Raw genomic sequence first — 18424 nt, forward strand, 5'->3', positions numbered from 1 at the left:
GCAAGTTCTTTTTTAGCGAAAACAGAAGAGTCTTTAATCAAAAAAATCACCTATAGATAGTATACTATATCTACAGGCGAAATTTAATCTTTCGGAATGTCCTTCAGGACATCTTTTTTATTTCTATATTGACAATATCGTTAAACGATATTATAGTATAGATAGAGGTAATATCGTTTAACGATATTAGAGAGGAGTGAGATTGTGCCAAGGAAACAATTAGATACGTTAACGGAACCTATGTACTACACTTTGGTAGCTTTGTTAACTCCTCGATGTGGTATCGAGATAACTGAATTTGTTTTAGATATTACGAAAGGAAGAGTACGTTTGGTACCTGGAACGCTGTATACCATGTTATCTAAGTTTGAAAGTGAAAAGATGATAGTGGAAACACAAGTAGATGGTAGAAAGAGAACCTATGAGATTACAGATAAAGGAAAAGGTATGCTTTTAGAAGAGTACAAACGATTAAAGGATATGATGGAAGAAGGGAAACCTTGGATGGAGGCGTTGTTATGAAAACAAAGAGAAAAACTTTAAATTTCTTTTTATATGAACACCAAGCACTACAAGAGTATTTGGAGAATATGGCAGAAGAAGGCTGGATGATCGAACGTATCTCAGGTGGTCTCATGAAGATATTAACGTTTGTGTCTTGTACACCAAAGAAATATTATTTTCATTTAGATTTTATATCCAATTATAGCTTCTGGTTTCCTCAAGTAGAAAATAAAGAAGTGTTTAAATATCGTGCATTGGTTGAGGAGTATGGATATACATTTATCCTAAATCAAGGGCCACTACAATTGTTTATGAGTGAAGAAAAGATGGATATTCCAATTCGTGAACAAAGCGCGGAAACGAAAAAAGAGCTGCGCAAAATATCAATAAAAGAAGTTGGAATGTGGATGATTTTTGGTATCCTATGGATATTTATGGGGATTTCAAGTTTCTTAAATGGGAAATATCAGGATGCGTATGTTTGGGCAGATAATGCAACTTTAGTTTTAGATGTAAGCCGTTGTGTCTTAGGATTGTTGTATATCAGTTTTTCTTTTCCAGTATTTGCTTGGATTATTCATGAAAAGAAACGATATAGCTTATGGAGAATACAACTTCGTACGTATTTACAATATGTATCGGTATTGTGCATAATCGTTCTTATGCTAGGTGGTTTATTTAATCTTTCGTTTGCGTTAATACTTTTATACATTATCCTTGCGGTTAGTATTATTAACATGAGTATAACGTATACTGCAAAGCGTTTTGATAAGACTTACAAACGCATAGCGATCATTGCGTTGCTGGTTGTAGGAATGATTATGGGGGGGAATAAACTCATAGAGAAAAGTGTTCAAAATTCTATGCTTAATAATTCTGAATATATACTAACAGAAGGAAAAAGCGTAATACCATATGATTATCTTGAATGGGAGGAAAATCAAACAGTTGATATAAGGACTCAAAATAGTGAGTTTTTAAAAGAAGTTGATTACTCCTATAGTGAAAATGAAGATGAATATTTTAGTTATCAAATTGTAACTGTAAAAAATACACCATTGCACAAACTAATTATGCAATTATTGACAACTAAAGATTTAATATCAGAAAGAGAAATTGGAAAATATAAAGTATATGTTCAAGAATATTACGTACTTGTTAGGGATCAAGGAACTTATATTTCTTTTTCCGCTGATCAGTATAAAGAATTTTCATCACTGCAATTAGATTATATATTTGATCAGATTGATGCGATGTAAATGCGCTTGTAGAGAGTGAGAGGAGGGTGTTGTATGAACACAAAGAAAAAGTACTTATATTTCTTTTTGTTTGAATATAAAACACTAGAAGAGTATTTAAAGGAAATGGCAAAAGAAGGCTGGATGTTAAACAACATATCGCCTACTCCAAGAACAAGCATGACCTTTGAAGAGTGTATACCTAAAGAATACTACTTCTATGTAGATTTTATATCAAATTATGATGTATGGTATCCAGATATTGCAAATGAAGAAGTTTTAAAGTATCGCTCATTTATAGAAGAGTATGGCTATGTTTTCTTAGTGAGCAATGGTCCTATGCAAATCTTTGTTTCTGATGTACCGATTGATATGCCAATACGAGAACAAAGTATAGAAACAAAGAAAGAAATGAAAAAAGCTTCTTTAAAATATGCGGGATTATGCTTATGTCTTGGATTGTTATGGCTTACGATTCCACTTATAGATATATTCAATGATAGCTATAAAGAAGTGTTCTATTGGACAAGTATGAGTAATGTTTTTAGATTTTTAACATATCTTTTATATGCTTCATTCTTTTTGAGTTTTGCATATCCCGTAATACGATGGATGATTCATGAGAAAAAGAAATATTCTCTTTGGAGGATTAAAATTCGCTCTAGCTTACAAATACTATTATTTGTACTCTTGATTTTGAATTTGATGATTTGGAATATGAGTATGCAATTGTATTGGTTCTTTCTTTGTTTGTTGTTGAGTGTTTGTCTAATTATACTCTTTTATAAAGCTATTTCTAAACTTTGTAAGAAGAATTATATTGCGATAGTAGCATCTCTCATTGTTGCATCGATACTTCTAGTATCAAGTGTTCAAGTCATAGAGTATACAACTGCAAACATCTATGAAACAACTGCGGAAAAACAGGGTGTAGAAAGTGTGATACCGAATGCATATTTCAATTTGGATGAAAGTATACGATTCGATGTAGATATAGAAGATTCTGTATTTATGAAAGATGAGTCATATTCTTATTGTAAAGGTTTAGAAGAGACTTATGAATATGATGTCATTCATGTGAAGGATACTATATGGAAGAATTTCATAGTACATGCGATTACAACGAATGATGTGCAACAGGAAGAACGATTAGGGGAGTATACAATATATACGATGGATTATTGGGTTTTGATACAACATGAGGATACCTTCCTGATGTTTCGTGTAAGTGAGTATGAATCATTTACACAACAACAATTCGATGTTATCTTTGAACGTATACAATCTTAATGTAAAACTTTTCAGAAAATAAACAACGAAATAATGAAAAACTATTGAAACTTTATTTCTCTTATGTTACACTATATTCAGGTTAACAAAAACCTCCGACTTTTTATAAAGAACATACAATAGAATGAACGTAATGTTCATCCTCCTTAATTTATAACTTTCCTAATTACCAAGTTCTACTATAAAAAGTAAGATTAAATCGCCATAGGCGGTTTTTTTTGTTATAATTGTTTCACACATGTGGTAAGGTGGTACATAATCTTACGTTTCTAGTAATATAAAAGAGAGAATATGTGTAGAATAGATAAAAGGTGAGTGCGAATGAAACTAAAACATATACTACTTATTCTTGCGGTTTTGATTGTGGATCAAATTAGCAAGATTGTAATTAATGCCAATATGGCACTTGGAGAAAGTTTTGATGTAATTGCAGGATTTTTTAAGATTACCAATGTACATAATACAGGAGCTGCTTGGAGTTTGTTTGAAGGAAAGATGGTCTTCTTCTACATTATTACGATTGTATTTGTAATTGCGATGGTTTATTTTTATCGCAATAGTGAAGAAGCGGACGGTTTGAGTAAACTCGGTGTTGTGTTAATGATTGCGGGATCTTTAGGGAATTTTATCGATCGTCTTTGGTTTCAATATGTACGAGATTTTTTGGATTTCATTATTTTCAATTATGATTTCCCAGTATTTAACGTTGCGGACATGTCCTTGTGCATAGGAGTCGCAATTGTTGTTTTATCAGTATTTTTAGAATCATATGGAGGATATCATAAATGCGAGAAATAGAGATTGTAGTAAGTAGTGAAGATACGCTGGATCGTATCGACAAGTATATTAGTGAAAAAGAAGAAGATCTTTCAAGAAGTAGAGTACAACAATTGTTAAGCGATGAACTTATTTTTGTGAATGGACAACTTTGTAAAGCAAAATATAAAGTGAAACCAGGGGATGTAATAACAGCAGAGTTTGAAGATCTTATGGATATGGAAGCAATTCCAGAAGAGATGGATTTGAATATTTGTTATGAAGATCACGATGTGATCGTTATTAACAAACCAAGAGGAGTTGTTGTACATCCAGCAAATGGAAATCAAAGTGGTACATTGGTCAATGGATTGTTGTACCATTGTAAGGATTTATCTGGTATCAATGGGGTGTTACGTCCTGGGATTGTACATCGTATTGATAAAGATACAACAGGGTTATTGATTGTCGCAAAGAATGACAAGGCACATACATCATTATCTAAGCAATTACAAACAAAGACGGTTAATCGTTTGTATTATGCATTGGTACATGGTGTAATTGAACATGAATTTGGAACGATTGATGCGCCTATTGGAAGAGATGTAAAAGATCGTCAAAAGATGACGGTGACTGGAGATAACTCAAAAGATGCTCGTACACATTTCAAAGTGATAGAGCGATTCAAAGAATATACGCTAGTAGAATGTCGCTTGGAAACAGGTAGAACACATCAAATTCGTGTACATATGAAGTACATTGGACATCCTGTAGTTGGAGATGAGAAGTATAGTTATCGTAAAACATTGAAAACCGGAGGACAAATGTTACATGCGCATCAACTTACATTTGTACATCCTGTAACAGAAGAAGAGGTAACTGTAAATGCCCCTTTACCTGAACAGTTTGAAGAACTGTTGAAGGAGTTAAGACAAGAATAGAGGTGATTTTGTGGATTTCAATAAATATGATATGTTTGCGTACCAAGTGATTGATTATCTTGTGACAAAACATGAATACCAAGTAATTCGTGTGCAACAACACAAGGAAGATATTTGGCTCATGAATGCGCAACAGACAAAGTATCCCGTTATTCGTATTTCTTCAAAATCAAATGATAGCACCTTAGCTGATAGTGAATATATTCGTAATGCCCATCGTTCCATCTTGGATTTGATTCAACGAGAAGGACCGATTATGATATTTAATACGAATCCAGAATGTACACCAATTGAAAATACATTCTTAACGCAAATCAAAGTTACTCCTAATGGAGTCTCTGATGAAAGTATCTTAAGCACCTTTCATGAATTAGATTCTATCGTTCATGAGAGTGATGATTATGAAAAAGAAATTGTGAGTATCACCAAAGAAATCGAAGAAGTGCAACACAAACGGCAAGTGAAATTCTATGAGAAATTACAAGCTAGAACAAGACCTAAAACCACATATGTTGTCATGGCAATCTGTGTTCTCTTATCGTTAGCATCCTATGCGTTTAGTTTTTATATTCAAGATGAAATGTCTACACTTGTGGCGTTTGGTGCATTTTATAAAATGAATATTGTAGCTGCTTATGAATATTTCCGATTATTAAGTGCTGGCTTCTTACATCAAGATCCCATCATTCTTGCGATCAATATGTTTGTGTTGTATTCGATTGGAAAAGCATGCGAACATTGTTTCAAAAGATGGCAGTTTATTTCCATACTGCTTCTTTCCATTGTTGTTGGTAATTTGTTTTTATTGGTAGCAGAAGCAAATGCTTTAGCCCTTGGTATGGGAGATGGTGTGTTTGGATTGTTGGGTGCGTATTTCATCGTGCTTGTCTTAAAGGGCACGATGAAACATCCATTTGTTAAGCTGTCCTTTCTTCGTTTAGCAATCTTTGGAAGTATTTTGATTTTGTTGCCAGGACTTTCTTACCATGCATATTTAGGTGGATTTGTATGTGGCGTTGTATTAGGAATACTATATTCAAACTCAGAAAAAATTGCGCAATTAAAAAAACATGTGATGAGTGCTTCCTTAATCCTATTGGTAGGAGTCACTTATTTAGGTATGAAAACTACAACCATTGAACCTTTAGATAAAGAATTCGATGCATCTATCGTAAATATTTATCGTAATACTGCATTAAATAAATACGCAGATTATTTACAAAAGTGCTATAATAAGCAATATAGAATGGAGTAGAGAACATGAAGAGAAAAGACGTATTGAATTGGGATGAGTATTTTATGGGGTTGGCACATTTAAGCTCAAGACGTAGTAAAGACCCTAGTACTCAAGTGGGTGCTGTGATTGTTAGCAAGGAACATCGTGTGGTAGGCATTGGGTATAATGGATTTCCTAATGGCTGTGATGATGATGATTTTCCATGGGATCGCGAAGGGGAATTTGCGGATACAAAATATCCATATGTAGTACACGCAGAATTAAATGCTATATTAAATAGTATTCAAAATTTAAAAGGATGTAGTATATATGTATCCTTGTTTCCTTGTAATGAATGTGCGAAAGCAATCATTCAAAGTGGGATTTCAAGAATTGTATACGAATCTGATAAATATGCAAGTACTGATGGAACCATAGCAAGTAAACGTATGTTAAGAGCGGCAGGAGTTGAACTCGTGCAAATTCCATATACAATTGAATTAAGTGTTGTTCGTAAAGAAAACGTATAAGAGTGCAGGGCACTCTTTTTTCTATGAGATGGTTTGTTTACTCATAAGAAAGTAGAAGAAGCATAATTTCAAGGATGTATACTAGGAATTTTTGTTGTTTTACGTTAGAATATAAAGGTAAGCATTTAGGGCAATGGAAATCATTGAGGAGGTAAATGTATGTACAATGCATATGATGATGAATTAGAAGTATTCGATATGGAGGATACGATTGAGCAAAAACAAGCATTAGTAGAAGAGGCAAAGAAGATTCCAGAAGATGCTTCATGGAATGAAGTGTTTCATCAAATATCCGATTTAAAAAGAAAATGGAAAAGAATACCTTATGGTGAATCTGCGTTTGAGGAATCCTTGGAACAAGAATTTGATGCATGTTTGGATACCTTTTATGCAAAGCGTAATGAGGGATATCAAAACAATCAACAATTAAAACAAGAGTTGGTGGATCGCGCTGTGAAACTATCGACTTCTACTGATTGGAATGCGACAAGTGATGAAATGAATGAACTTATGCAACAATGGAAGGCAACAGGAAGTGCTGGTAAAGATAGCGATGATACGTTATGGGATGCGTTTCAAGCTGCTAGACAAACCTTCTATGATCGTAAGCGTGAAGATTGGGAAAATAGAAAAGTGAAGTTTGAAGAAGCTCGTTCTACAAAACAAGATTTAATTCAAGAAGCGCAAGCTTTGAAGAATAGTGAAGATTGGAAAGAGACGAGTGAACAATATCGTAATCTAATGGAACGTTGGAAACAAGCAGGCAATGCTGGTAGAGAACATGATGATCGTTTATGGAATGAATTTCAAGAACATCGCCAAGTCTTTTATGAGAAAAGAGAACAGTACTATGCAAGTGTTCGTAGTGAGCAAGATGAAAAGTATGAACAAAAGAAGGGGTTAATCGTTCAAGCAAAGGGTATTGTAGAAGGAAAAGAATATACCAAAGAACATACTTCTACAATGAAGAACTTACAAGTAGAATGGAAAACAATTGGTTCTTGTGGAAAAGATAAAGAAGATCAAGCTTGGCAAGAATTCCGTTCTTTAATGGATGCGTATTTTGCGGGTTTAAAAGAGTTCAATGATCAAAAACATGCACAGTGGCGTCAAAAGATGTTAGATGCTCGAGCACGTAAATTAGAACTGATTCAAACACAAAAGCGTCAAATTAAATATATGGAAAATGAGATGGTTGGTTTATTAGGGGAAAGAGCAATTGAAGAAATGGAAGATCAAATCGCAGATAAAGAAGATTTCATAAAGGAATTAGAAGAACAACTTGCGGATATTGAAAAAACATTACAAGGGAACTAAAAAAAGGGATTTCGTACGCATGTTTCATGCACGAAATCCTTTTCTTATAAAAATGCTTTTGTTGTATTTGCGAAATGTACTTTCGCAACGGCTTGTAATTCTTCTTTTCCAAAACGTTCTACGAATGCGCGAATGTTTTCATCTACCTTTGCGCCTGCCCCTTTTAAGAAGGTAAAATCATAACGTTGATTCATATCTTCCATTGCCTTTAAGAATGCATAACGAGCAATGACAGAACCACAAGCAACCGAAAGATACTTATTTTCTGCTTTGGTTTCAAAGTGAATATCTTTTACGATTTCTTTTTCTTGGGATAGGTAGCGATAATAGGAAGTCTTCTGTACAAATTGATCAATAATACAGAATGAAGGAAGGCTTCCTAGTTTCTTTTGTAAATGGACATACGCTTGATTATGTAGTTTGGATTTGATCGCAACCATATTATTGGTTGGGTGAATGCGGTTGTAGGTTGCGTTATCTAGAATTAATAGGGAATAGGTTAAGCGTTCCATTAACAATGGAGCGATATCCATGATATAGTCATCTTGAATAGCTTTGGAGTCTTGTATTTTTAATTCTTTTAAAAAGTTCACATCTTCTTCCTTGACGCAACAAGCACAAACGGTAACTGGACCAAAGTAATCTCCAGTACCCACTTCATCGCTTCCGCATTGTGGGTATACGTTTTTCGTCGTTGTCTTTTGGGTGGATGGTGTAGAAGAATCTTGATGGGCACTGCCATAAAAATCTGCACCTTCTCCTTGGAATACTACCTTTCCAGATTCATAGGCGGTGATGACACAATCGCTTGTCTTTACTTGGTAAAGGGCATAAGGAGGTGTTTTACGTACGCTGGCATTGTGTAGGGAAGCTTTTAAAGCATACATTTCTTGTGTACTCATAGTAACTGTTTTTGTGGACATTCCAATTTCCTCCTCATAACTGCAGTTATTTTACCATATAATACAAGGGAATGGCTATGAAGTTTATGCATTCTCATTTATTTTATTAGTAAATATGGTAAAATAATGAAGGAATGTTTGAATAAAGGAAGGATGTTGTGTATATGAATGCTGTGACACTAATGAATATGGTGATTGTTGTCCTAGTGGTATTCTTTATGTTCAGTGGATATCGACAAGGATTTTTATTAAAACTGTTAAGCATCTTTTCTTTTTTTGTCTTAGGTTTTGTGACTTGGTATTTATCCCAACCATTATCGGAAATGTTTTCTCTTTATCCAAAAGAGAGCATACCACAACTTGGCATTGCGAGTGTGGAGAATGTACTTTACAATAACTTGAATCGTTTTACTGTATTTGTTATTTTGTTTGTATTCTTATATGTTCTTTTATTGCTTGTTCGTCCAGCCATCAAGGTTCTACAAAATATCCCTGTAATATCTACCATCAATCGATTGGCAGGGTGTTTGTTAGGAGGACTACAAGCATTGTTAATCCTGTTCTTGTTAAGTTTTGTGATGCGCTTTCCAGGATGGGAATTGGGAAACACACTAGTTTCACAATCGTATTTACGCTATTGTGAACCTGTGTCTAAACTTGTTTTCTTTTACATAGATTTAAATGAGTTGGATGAAGCGTTACAAAGTGATAAGACTTTTACACAAGAAGAAATCAATCGCTATTACGATTGGCTTCTTAAACAAAATGTGAGTGAGGAGAACGCAGCACAAATTGTTTCTATGCTGCGAAGCGAATAATTATGAAAATAGAAATAGAATCGTTAGAATTAAATATTGTAAAAGAACAGTTTTTAAAGCACTGCTCTTTTTCCTTGGGAAAACAGAGAATTCGACAATTACAGCCCCATTTTGATGCGCTTTGGGTAGAGAGAGAACTAAGAAGAGTAAAAGAAGCGTTTGATTTGGTTGTGCGTTATGGAAATCTACCATTTGGTGGAGTTCATGATATCGGTGGTAGTATTCAAGATGCCATGAAAGATCGTATGTTAAGCGCAGCTGATTTACGTGATATCGCGGATGGGATTCGTGCATGCGAACATGTGTCCAAATACTTTAAGGCAAGTGAATTGGAAACTCCTTATCTGAAAGAATTGATAGATTCGTTTAGTGATCATAGAGGAGTAGCGAGCCACATTGAAGCTTGTATTTCTGTGAATCAGGAAGTTCTAGATAATGCGAGTAGTGAACTTCGAACTCTGCGAAGAAGTATTTTAACGTGTAACAGTGATATTTCACATGAGGTACAACGCGTAATCTCTAAGAATTCTTCAAAATTAATGGATACTATTACAACGATACGTAATAGTAGAACTTGTATTCTAGTAAAAATAAGTGAAAAGAATAGTGTGGATGGTTTGATTCATGGAGAGAGTGCCTCTGGACAAACCGCTTATGTAGAACCAAGAAGTTTGATTATTTTAAATAATAAGCTACAAAGTTTACGTAGTCAGGAACAAGAAGAAATTGAACGTATTTTATATATGTTAAGTCAAGAAGTGAAAGGTGTTGGTTATGAACTCCTTGGAAATTTAGATACCTTTGCGCTTTTGGATGAAATCTTTGCGAAGGCTTTATGGGCAAAAGAAGTGGATGGGTGTGTCGCAAAGCTGAATACGAAAGATCACCATCTCTACATAGAACAAGCACGACATCCCTTAATTAAACAAGAAAGTGTTGTACGTAATACCTATGAAATAAAAGCGCCATACCATAATCTTTTAATCACTGGTTCAAACACTGGAGGTAAAACCGTTACCTTAAAAACCATTGGGTTATTTGTGGAAATGACACTATGTGGAATGCCTGTTGCGGCAGAAAAAGCACTTGTGCCATTGTTTGATTCCATTTATGTAGATATTGGAGATGATCAATCTATTCAAGAATCTCTATCTACGTTTTCTTCGCACATTTCAAAACTTGCGAATATTTGTAAACGTGCAAGTCGCAATTCCATTGTTTTATTGGATGAGTTAGGAAGTGGGACAGATCCTAGAGAGGGAGAACCACTTGCAGTGGCAATTTTGGATGATCTTCGTAAATCAGGTGCGATGATCATTGCGACAACCCATTATTCTGCCTTAAAACATTATGGTTCTAAAAATGAAGATATTTTATTATCGAGTGTAGAATTCGATATGGAACATATGCGTCCTACTTATCGTTATATAGAAGGAGTAAGTGGACAATCCAATGCCTTTGAAATAGCACGACGTTATGGATTAAAAGAAAGTGTTTTAGAAAAAGCAAATCAATTAAAAGAAGAATCACGTTCTGCGGCAGATCAGGCGATGGATAAATTAGAAGCGACTTTATTAGAAAATCAACAAGTCAAAGATCAGATGAGTGAGCGTTTGGCGGATATTAAAGCATTACAAGAAAGCTTAGAAAAAGAAAAACGAAAACTGGAGAATGAAAAGGCGCATATTCTTCAACAGGCAAAACTAGAAGCTGAAAAACTATTAGATCAAACCAAAGAAGAAGCGCAAGATATCTTAGATTCTTTTAAGGCAATCAATGAAGAAACAAAGCCTCATGAAGTTACAGATTTGAAAACTCGATTAAAGGGTATGCAACAAGATGAGGAAGTAGATGAAGAAAGTGATGAAGTGTTCTCTGTAAAGGATTATGTGTTAATCAAACAATATCATTATTATGGAGAGATTTTATCCATCAATAAAGATAAAGTATGTGTTCTTGCGAATGGGATGAAAATGAATGTGACAAGCAAAGATATCACGCATGCCAAACGTCAAGTACAGAAAAAATCGAAGAAAGAATATACGTCAAAGAGTGTAAAGAGCATTTCTTTGGAATGCAATGTCATTGGCATGCGTGTAGGAGAAGCTCTTCCAGTCATTGATAAGTATTTGGATGATGCCATTTTATGTAAAGCTTACACTATGCGTTTGATTCATGGTGTTGGTACAGGAGCTCTTCGTAAAGGAGTCCATGACTATTTAAAACGCAATCCAAGAGTGGAGAGTTTTGTGATGGGTGGTCAAGGAGAAGGTGGCTTAGGTGCTACTGTTGTGACTTTGAAACAGAAAGGGAAGTGATGATATGGCCAATATGGCAAAAATAGAAGATAAGCTTGCCATTTTACCGCCACTCCCTGGTTGTTATTTGATGAAAGACAAACAAGGAGAAATCATTTACGTTGGAAAGGCAAAAAAATTAAAGAATCGTGTACGTCAATACTTTGTTGGCGCACATGATTTTAAGACTACCCGCCTTGTTAGTAACATCGATGATTTTGAGTATATCGTGACGGGTAGTGAGAAAGAAGCACTCCTATTAGAAATCAACTTAATTAAGAAACATACTCCACCTTTTAATATCATGTTTATGGATGATAAAACTTATCCTTACTTGAAATTATCAAAGGAGAAAGCACCGATTCTAAAAGTCGTACGCAATACAAATGATCGCAAAGCTGAATACTTTGGTCCTTTTCCCGATAGTTCTGCAGCGTATGATACAGTAAAGTTACTAAATCGTATTTATCCTCTTCGTAAGTGTAAAAAACTTCCCAAGAAAGAATGCTTATATTATCATATGGGACAATGTTTGGCTCCTTGTGTATATGACATTGATCCTAAAACATATACGGATATGGCTGCGGGAATTCGTAAGTTCTTGAAGGGGGATGCAAAAGAGTTACTACAAGAATTAAAAAGCGAAATGGAACAAGCAAGTGAAGAACTTGCGTTTGAAAAAGCAAAAGAAAAGTTAGATTTAATTCAAGCCATTCAACATGTGACAGCGCGTCAACAAATCGATTTTAAAGATCGTAAAGATCGAGATGTGTTTGGGTATTATATAGACAAAGGATATATTTCAATTCAAGGGTTCTTTGTTCGTGGAGGGAAGTTATTGGAGCGAACCTTATCCATTACTCCTTTATATGAAGATGGAGAAGATGCTTTTGTGTCTTTTGTATTACAGTACTACGCATCCAATCCATTGCCACAAGAAATTTTAATTCCAAAAGAGTATTCCATTGAACATCTAGAAGAAATCTTAGATACGAAGATTTCACAACCGATTCGTGGAGATAAGCTAAAACTAGTTGAGATGGTATTACATAATGCGAAAAATGCACATGAACAAAAATTTGAATTAGTAGAGCGTAAGGTGAATCGTAGAGAAGAGGGAATGGCACAGTTGTGTAGTCTTCTTCAACGAGAGATTCATCGAATTGAACTTTTTGATAACTCTCATATCTCAGGAACTTTTAATGTTTCTGGTATGGTTGTATACAAAGATGGAGAAGCAAGTAAACAAGATTATCGGGTGTATAAGCTTGGTGAATATATTAGTGACTTGGATTCTATGAAAGAAGTGGTCTATCGACGGTATGTTCGACTCCTAAAAGAACGTGCGAAGTTTCCTGATTTACTTATTGTGGATGGTGGACAGTTGCAGATTGAAGCCGCAAAAGAAATTATAGATGCGCTGGATGTTTCCTTATGCATTTGTGGATTGGTGAAGGATGATCATCATCGTACGAGTAATTTGATGGATGTACATGGAAATATCTTACCTGTTGCTCGTGATAGCTCACTGTTCTTCTTATTAACGCAAATGCAAGATGAAGTGCACCGTTATGCGATTAGTTTTCATCGTCGATTGCGAAATAAAGCAATGACAAAATCCATATTAGATGAAGTAGAAGGTATTGGTGAAGTACGTAAAAAAGAAATTTGGAAACATTTTAAATCCTTAAAACGACTAAAAGAAGCCAACATCGATGAAATAAAAGAAGTTGTTCCAGAAAAAGTTGCACAAAATATATACAATATCCTGCATAACACAGACCAAAATTAAGGTAGAGCATAAGATAAGATAGGTAGGAAATGTATAGGGGGGTAAGTGCTACGCAAAAGATACTAACACAAAGGGAAAAAGAAGTGTTTGAACTTCTAATTGCCAATTATAGTACAAAAGAAATCGCAAAACGAATGAATATATCGGATAAAACAGTTCGAAATCATATTTCCAATGTCATGTTGAAATTGGGAGTGAAGGGAAGAGCGCAAGCAGTTGTGGAACTGTTAAGATTGGAAGAATTATCATTGGATTGAATGTATAAGAGCTCATTTTGAAAAAAATGAGTTTTTATTTAGGATTTTTAGACCTTTTTCTCGTATATACATAATTGAGGAGGTCTATATGAAAAAAGTTAGATGTATTCGTTATGAATTGCATGTCAATCGTGTACAACGACGTTTTCTGTTACATCATATATATGAAGTACAACGTATTTATAAAAATGTTTCAGCTCGTTTACAAGTGGATATGTTATATACAAAGGAAGATATCTATGCGTTATTGAAGATGCATCATCGCTATTATTTGAAACAGATGAATGAAATTGAAGTTCAAGATCTTATGCTAGCTATATTACGATTTTCTAGGCACCCTAAGGGGAATCATGAGTATCATTGCTTGATAGGGAATAAAGAGTTAATATTTCGAGGGGTTGGGTTAGGTTCATTATCTAAGGTTCCATTGAATCATAAGAGAGATGATGCTTGCTTTGTAAGATTACGATATACAAAGCATCAGTTCATACTTTATCTTTATATGAAAAAATCTTACAAAAATGATGGAAAAGCAGGATAGTCTTACAATAGAGTTGTATGCTATAATGATAAGCGAGGTGTTGAGTATGAAAGTGAAACGTAGTCTATTTGTGATTGCATTAGTAGGGCTATTTTCTCTATGCTATTTCGTTATGAATCAGCACTATGATGAATTGGCACGCTATCCTCATGAACTAAGTGAGAAACAACGCGCACTTGTTTTGAAGTATTTGAACACTGATGGTATTAATATGTTAATTTCACAGAAAATTGAACCAGATGAGTTTCTTCCCTATATTGAAATTGAAGGGTTTGATATAGCCAATACATTATGGTATGACAAAGCATATCATTCACAAAATGAAAATATAACCAAAGATTTTATTGTTCGTTTTATCAATAAGTATAAAAATCAGTTAAGTTATTCTTCACTAAAAGAAACGATCACAAACTATTCCTTTAACTCTTTAATTCGTTTCTATGATGAGGGAGACCAATACCAAGAAGGGACATTGTTGATGCCAAATCCTTCCTATATGTACACATTGATTGGGAACAAGCAAACTGTATATACATATGAACCTAGTAATCTAGTTTCTGTTGGGACATTACCACATAGAAGTATTGTGAATGGGGCAAACGATGTTTTAATTAAGGAAGAAGTGCTTACACCATTACAACAATTATGTACAGCTGCAGAAGATATCAATGGGATATCTTGTGGTAATATGAGCATTGTTGCGGGTTATCTTTCTTATGAAGATCAAGTAAACTTGTATGATATTGCACAAGAAGTCTATAAAGGAAAAGAATTAACTATGTATTGGGATTATCCAGGACATAGTGAATACCAATTGGGATACACTATTCAGTTATTACCAAATGAAATGAAACCAGAAGTAAATGGTAATAAAACAGATGAGACACAGACGGATGGGGAAGTGGATACAAATGAGGAAACACCTGAAAATGTAAGTGAACAAGAACGTGAACAAGAAATATGGTTGAAAGATAATGCGTATAAGTATGGATTCATCCTTCGTTATCCAAAAGATGAAGAAGATACAAGTGGGAAGTACTATCAGCCATACACGCTTCGTTATGTAGGGCGTGAGATGGCAAAAGAGATTCATGATAAAAACTTGGTTTTAAGTGAAGTGAATTTTGGTAAATATGAATAGAAGAGCAAGTCTTTAGATTTGTTCTTTTTCTTTTCCTTCTGGCATAAAGTTTGGTAGAGGTGACAATATGTATAAGTTTAAAAAACAGATTGCTTTTTTATTTGGTTGTATTGCGTTGATTACGTATCTTTCCATTCACTTTTCTTCTTCGCAGGATAGTGTTCGTGTTGTGAGTACGCAAAAAGAAGGTACACATATGCAAATTTACTTAAAAGATGAAGATCGTACTTTAATTCCTTTATCCATACCTGTAAGCGAAGAATTAAGCGAAGATGAAAAACTACAGCTTATGTTTTCTTATATGAGTGGGAAACAAAGCGTGAAGGGTTTTTTGCCACTCTTTCAAAAGGAGTGTACACTACAACGAGTAATCGTTCAAAAGGGGATTGCTTCTTTGTACTTGGATGATAGCTTTAAAAACTATAAGGCAGAAGATGAGCTTAGGGTGTTAGAGGCAATTACTTGGGGAAGTACACAGTTTCATGACATTGAACAAGTAAAACTATTTCAAAACGATCAACCACTGACAAGTATGCCAGTGGCAAACACACCCATACCAGAGGTATTGAATCGAAGTATTGGTATCAATCATTTTGAAACGAGCGCAAGTAGTCTTCATGATTCTACTTCCATTACTGTCTTCGCAACGAAGAAAATTGAAGGTAATGAATATCTTGTCCCAAGAAGCCGGCGTATTCAAGTAAGTGGAGATTCTTTGAGTGCGCATGTGAATTCAATCATCACGGATATCAGTGCTTCTAGTGAACTATTACAACCATTGTACGCAGATGATATCGAAGTAAAAGATTTTAAAATGCAAGATGGAACGTTGTATGTAGAATTGAATAAGAACATTTTATCCAGTGATGCCAGTGTGAAACAAAATGTGTACGATACGTTGGTGTTATCACTTGCGACTCTTGAGGGAATTCAGCGTGTAGAAGTACGTGTAGATGGTGTTGTGGTAACACCAAAAAGCCAAAAGGCAGAAGCTGTTTCGAAATATGAACTGATGTATAACGAAGTGACATTTTAATGTAAATTTTTTCATAATAAGAAAATGCTTTTCATACGCTTCATTTTTTGGTATTATAATACTGGTGGTAAGATGAAAATAATCGTTGTAAGTGACAGTCATGGGAAAGATGAAGTATTGGCGGATGTATTACAAAAGTATCCAAACGCTGATGCCTATATTCACTGTGGTGATATTGAAACCGCACCATCGACGTTTCCTCAATTAGTGAGCGTGAGTGGTAATAATGATATGTTTTTTGATTACCCTCAAGAGCGCATTCTCGAATTAGGTGGACATAGAATTTATGTGGTTCATTCGCATCAATTTGTATATTCTCATAGAGTAGAGAGTATGGCACAAAAGGCGAAAGAATTACAATGTGATATTGTTTGTTTTGGACATACACATGTTGCATTCTATGAAATCTGTGAGGGCGTTCATGTTTTGAATCCAGGATCGTTATGGAGAAGTCGAGATGGACGAGGTCCATCCTATGCCATTTTGAATTTGGAGGATAAAAACGTTGATGTGGAATTTGTGTTTTTACCGCAGAAAAAGAGTAAGTTTTTCTGGTAATAATATGAAAACCGTATTCGATTACGGTTTTTCTTATGAAGAAGCATAAAAGAAAGGTGTTGTAATTATGGAAAGAAAAATTGGTACTGTATCAAGAGGAGTTCGTTGTCCTATCATCCGTGAGGGTGATGACCTTGCTAGTATTGTAGTAGAAAGTGTGATTGATGCTGCAGCTAGTGAAAGCTTTGATCTACGTGATCGTGATGTTATTGCAATTACAGAAAGTATTGTTGCTAGATCCCAAGGGAACTATGCGTCTGTAGATGCGATTGCGAGCGATGTGAAGGCAAAATTAGGTGGAGAAACTATCGGGGTTATGTTCCCAATTCTTAGCCGCAATCGTTTTGCTATTTGTTTACGTGGGATTGCAAAAGGTGCAAAGAAAATCGTTTTGATGCTTAGTTATCCAAGTGATGAGGTTGGTAATGAATTAGTATCGATTGATAAATTAGATGAAGCTGGTATCAATCCTTACTCAGACGTATTAAGCCTTGATAAATATCGTGAATTGTTTGGAGAAAACAAACATGAGTTCACAGGCGTTGATTATGTTGCATACTATGGTGATATAATTCGCGAATGTGGAGCGGAAGTAGAAATTATTTTTGCGAATAATCCAAAAATGATTTTGGATTATACAAAGAACGTTTTGACTTGTGATATTCATACACGTGTTCGTACAAAACGTATTTTAAAAGAAAACGGTGCTGAAAAAGTATGTGGTCTTGATGATATCATGACCAATAGTATCGATGGTTCTGGGTGTAATGAAGCATATGGTTTGTTAGGTTCTAATAAATCTACAGAAGATACCGTAAAACTATTCCCAAGAGAATGCAATGGGTTAGTAGAAGATATTCAAGCACAGATTTTGAAGAAAACTGGAAAGCATGTAGAAGTTATGGTGTATGGAGATGGAGCTTTCAAAGATCCTGTTGGTAAGATTTGGGAACTTGCAGATCCATGTGTTTCACCAGCTTATACTGCAGGTCTTGAAGGAACACCAAATGAATTGAAATTAAAATATCTAGCAGATAACGACTTCGCTAATTTAACAGGTGAAGAGTTAAAGAAAGCAATTGAAGAAAAAATCAAAGATAAAGATGGTAGTCTTGTAGGGAATATGGCGTCTCAAGGTACGACTCCTAGAAGGTTGACAGATTTGATTGGATCACTTTGTGATTTAACTAGTGGATCTGGGGATAAAGGTACTCCAGTCGTATTAGTACAAGGGTATTTTGACAATTATACAACAAGTAAAGGGTAATCATTACCCTTTTTCTTTTTAAA

General features: G+C 34.7%; 18 protein-coding genes. 17 read left to right on the top strand and 1 reads right to left on the bottom strand.

Features of this window, described 5'->3' with window-relative positions; translation table 11 throughout:
- The first annotated feature begins 204 nt into the window (after window positions 1–204).
- The 8 genes from ACWG42_RS06375 (at window position 205) to ACWG42_RS06410 (ending at window position 7792) form a co-directional block, all read left to right on the top strand.
- Window positions 205–522 carry a PadR family transcriptional regulator gene (locus ACWG42_RS06375; RefSeq protein WP_455790945.1) on the top strand — a complete coding sequence of 106 codons (318 nt, stop codon included), beginning with the start codon at window positions 205–207 and terminating at the stop codon, window positions 520–522.
- The gene (locus tag ACWG42_RS06380) at window positions 519–1763 is read left to right on the top strand and encodes a DUF2812 domain-containing protein (protein ID WP_455790947.1); all 1245 of its coding nucleotides are present in this window, start codon (window positions 519–521) and stop codon (window positions 1761–1763) included. Before ACWG42_RS06375 ends, ACWG42_RS06380 begins: the two co-directional genes overlap by 4 nt.
- Before the next feature lie 33 nt (window positions 1764–1796).
- Window positions 1797–3032 (top strand): DUF2812 domain-containing protein, encoded by a 1236-nt coding sequence (locus tag ACWG42_RS06385; protein WP_455790949.1) that lies wholly within the window; start codon window positions 1797–1799, stop codon window positions 3030–3032.
- A gap of 321 nt (window positions 3033–3353) precedes the next feature.
- Complete coding sequence (gene lspA, locus ACWG42_RS06390; RefSeq protein ID WP_455790951.1) at window positions 3354–3830, top strand: signal peptidase II; 477 nt, start codon at window positions 3354–3356, stop codon at window positions 3828–3830.
- Window positions 3818–4729 (top strand): RluA family pseudouridine synthase, encoded by a 912-nt coding sequence (locus ACWG42_RS06395; RefSeq protein ID WP_455790953.1) that lies wholly within the window; start codon window positions 3818–3820, stop codon window positions 4727–4729. The genes lspA and ACWG42_RS06395 overlap by 13 nt, the downstream gene beginning before the upstream one ends.
- Window positions 4730–4739: 10 nt before the next feature.
- Window positions 4740–5984 (top strand): rhomboid family intramembrane serine protease, encoded by a 1245-nt coding sequence (locus ACWG42_RS06400; protein ID WP_455790955.1) that lies wholly within the window; start codon window positions 4740–4742, stop codon window positions 5982–5984.
- Between the two features lie 5 nt (window positions 5985–5989).
- Window positions 5990–6475 carry a deoxycytidylate deaminase gene (locus tag ACWG42_RS06405; RefSeq protein WP_455790956.1) on the top strand — a complete coding sequence of 162 codons (486 nt, stop codon included), beginning with the start codon at window positions 5990–5992 and terminating at the stop codon, window positions 6473–6475.
- Window positions 6476–6634: 159 nt separating this feature from the next.
- On the top strand, window positions 6635–7792 hold the full coding sequence (locus ACWG42_RS06410; protein ID WP_455790958.1) for a DUF349 domain-containing protein: 1158 nt from the start codon (window positions 6635–6637) through the stop codon (window positions 7790–7792).
- Window positions 7793–7836: 44 nt separating this feature from the next.
- On the opposite strand, the gene rnhC is transcribed toward ACWG42_RS06410, so the two are convergent.
- The gene (rnhC, locus tag ACWG42_RS06415; RefSeq protein WP_455790960.1) at window positions 7837–8715 is read right to left on the bottom strand and encodes a ribonuclease HIII; all 879 of its coding nucleotides are present in this window, start codon (window positions 8713–8715) and stop codon (window positions 7837–7839) included.
- A gap of 143 nt (window positions 8716–8858) precedes the next feature.
- On the opposite strand from rnhC, the gene ACWG42_RS06420 reads away from it, so the two are divergent.
- From ACWG42_RS06420 to ACWG42_RS06460, 9 genes are all read left to right on the top strand, one after another.
- The gene (locus ACWG42_RS06420; RefSeq protein ID WP_455790962.1) at window positions 8859–9512 is read left to right on the top strand and encodes a CvpA family protein; all 654 of its coding nucleotides are present in this window, start codon (window positions 8859–8861) and stop codon (window positions 9510–9512) included.
- Window positions 9513–9514: 2 nt separating this feature from the next.
- A complete protein-coding gene (locus ACWG42_RS06425; protein WP_455790964.1) occupies window positions 9515–11830 on the top strand; it encodes an endonuclease MutS2 in 2316 nt (771 codons plus the stop codon).
- Between the two features lie 4 nt (window positions 11831–11834).
- Complete coding sequence (gene uvrC / locus ACWG42_RS06430) at window positions 11835–13601, top strand: excinuclease ABC subunit UvrC (protein ID WP_455790966.1); 1767 nt, start codon at window positions 11835–11837, stop codon at window positions 13599–13601.
- A 29-nt stretch (window positions 13602–13630) separates the two neighbouring features.
- Window positions 13631–13858, top strand: coding sequence for a response regulator transcription factor (locus tag ACWG42_RS06435; protein ID WP_455790968.1), 228 nt, complete (start codon window positions 13631–13633; stop codon window positions 13856–13858).
- An 88-nt stretch (window positions 13859–13946) separates the two neighbouring features.
- Complete coding sequence (locus ACWG42_RS06440) at window positions 13947–14399, top strand: hypothetical protein (RefSeq protein ID WP_455790969.1); 453 nt, start codon at window positions 13947–13949, stop codon at window positions 14397–14399.
- A gap of 46 nt (window positions 14400–14445) precedes the next feature.
- Complete coding sequence (locus ACWG42_RS06445) at window positions 14446–15540, top strand: M15 family metallopeptidase (RefSeq protein ID WP_455790971.1); 1095 nt, start codon at window positions 14446–14448, stop codon at window positions 15538–15540.
- Between the two features lie 67 nt (window positions 15541–15607).
- Window positions 15608–16576, top strand: a complete 969-nt coding sequence (locus tag ACWG42_RS06450; protein WP_455790973.1) for a GerMN domain-containing protein — start codon at window positions 15608–15610, stop codon at window positions 16574–16576.
- A 72-nt stretch (window positions 16577–16648) separates the two neighbouring features.
- Window positions 16649–17134 (top strand): metallophosphoesterase family protein, encoded by a 486-nt coding sequence (locus tag ACWG42_RS06455; protein WP_455790975.1) that lies wholly within the window; start codon window positions 16649–16651, stop codon window positions 17132–17134.
- 67 nt (window positions 17135–17201) lie between these two features.
- On the top strand, window positions 17202–18401 hold the full coding sequence (locus ACWG42_RS06460) for a coenzyme F420-0:L-glutamate ligase (protein ID WP_455790976.1): 1200 nt from the start codon (window positions 17202–17204) through the stop codon (window positions 18399–18401).
- Window positions 18402–18424 lie beyond the last annotated feature (23 nt).

This window comes from Amedibacillus sp. YH-ame10 (genome assembly GCF_053848885.1).

What these genes read in the sequence shown, in the direction of transcription:
- ACWG42_RS06420 (WP_455790962.1), top strand. Translation starts at nt 8,859, where the DNA reads ATGAATGCTGTGACACTAATGAATATGGTGATTGTTGTCCTAGTGGTA.
- ACWG42_RS06435 (WP_455790968.1), top strand. Translation starts at nt 13,631, where the DNA reads ATGTATAGGGGGGTAAGTGCTACGCAAAAGATACTAACACAAAGGGAA.
- ACWG42_RS06410 (WP_455790958.1), top strand. Translation starts at nt 6,635, where the DNA reads ATGTACAATGCATATGATGATGAATTAGAAGTATTCGATATGGAGGAT.
- ACWG42_RS06450 (WP_455790973.1), top strand. Translation starts at nt 15,608, where the DNA reads ATGTATAAGTTTAAAAAACAGATTGCTTTTTTATTTGGTTGTATTGCG.
- ACWG42_RS06385 (WP_455790949.1), top strand. Translation starts at nt 1,797, where the DNA reads ATGAACACAAAGAAAAAGTACTTATATTTCTTTTTGTTTGAATATAAA.
- ACWG42_RS06445 (WP_455790971.1), top strand. Translation starts at nt 14,446, where the DNA reads ATGAAAGTGAAACGTAGTCTATTTGTGATTGCATTAGTAGGGCTATTT.
- ACWG42_RS06380 (WP_455790947.1), top strand. Translation starts at nt 519, where the DNA reads ATGAAAACAAAGAGAAAAACTTTAAATTTCTTTTTATATGAACACCAA.
- ACWG42_RS06440 (WP_455790969.1), top strand. Translation starts at nt 13,947, where the DNA reads ATGAAAAAAGTTAGATGTATTCGTTATGAATTGCATGTCAATCGTGTA.
- ACWG42_RS06460 (WP_455790976.1), top strand. Translation starts at nt 17,202, where the DNA reads ATGGAAAGAAAAATTGGTACTGTATCAAGAGGAGTTCGTTGTCCTATC.
- uvrC (WP_455790966.1), top strand. Translation starts at nt 11,835, where the DNA reads ATGGCCAATATGGCAAAAATAGAAGATAAGCTTGCCATTTTACCGCCA.
- ACWG42_RS06405 (WP_455790956.1), top strand. Translation starts at nt 5,990, where the DNA reads ATGAAGAGAAAAGACGTATTGAATTGGGATGAGTATTTTATGGGGTTG.
- ACWG42_RS06455 (WP_455790975.1), top strand. Translation starts at nt 16,649, where the DNA reads ATGAAAATAATCGTTGTAAGTGACAGTCATGGGAAAGATGAAGTATTG.
- rnhC (WP_455790960.1), bottom strand. Translation starts at nt 8,715, where the DNA reads ATGTCCACAAAAACAGTTACTATGAGTACACAAGAAATGTATGCTTTA.
- ACWG42_RS06425 (WP_455790964.1), top strand. Translation starts at nt 9,515, where the DNA reads ATGAAAATAGAAATAGAATCGTTAGAATTAAATATTGTAAAAGAACAG.
- ACWG42_RS06395 (WP_455790953.1), top strand. Translation starts at nt 3,818, where the DNA reads ATGCGAGAAATAGAGATTGTAGTAAGTAGTGAAGATACGCTGGATCGT.
- lspA (WP_455790951.1), top strand. Translation starts at nt 3,354, where the DNA reads ATGAAACTAAAACATATACTACTTATTCTTGCGGTTTTGATTGTGGAT.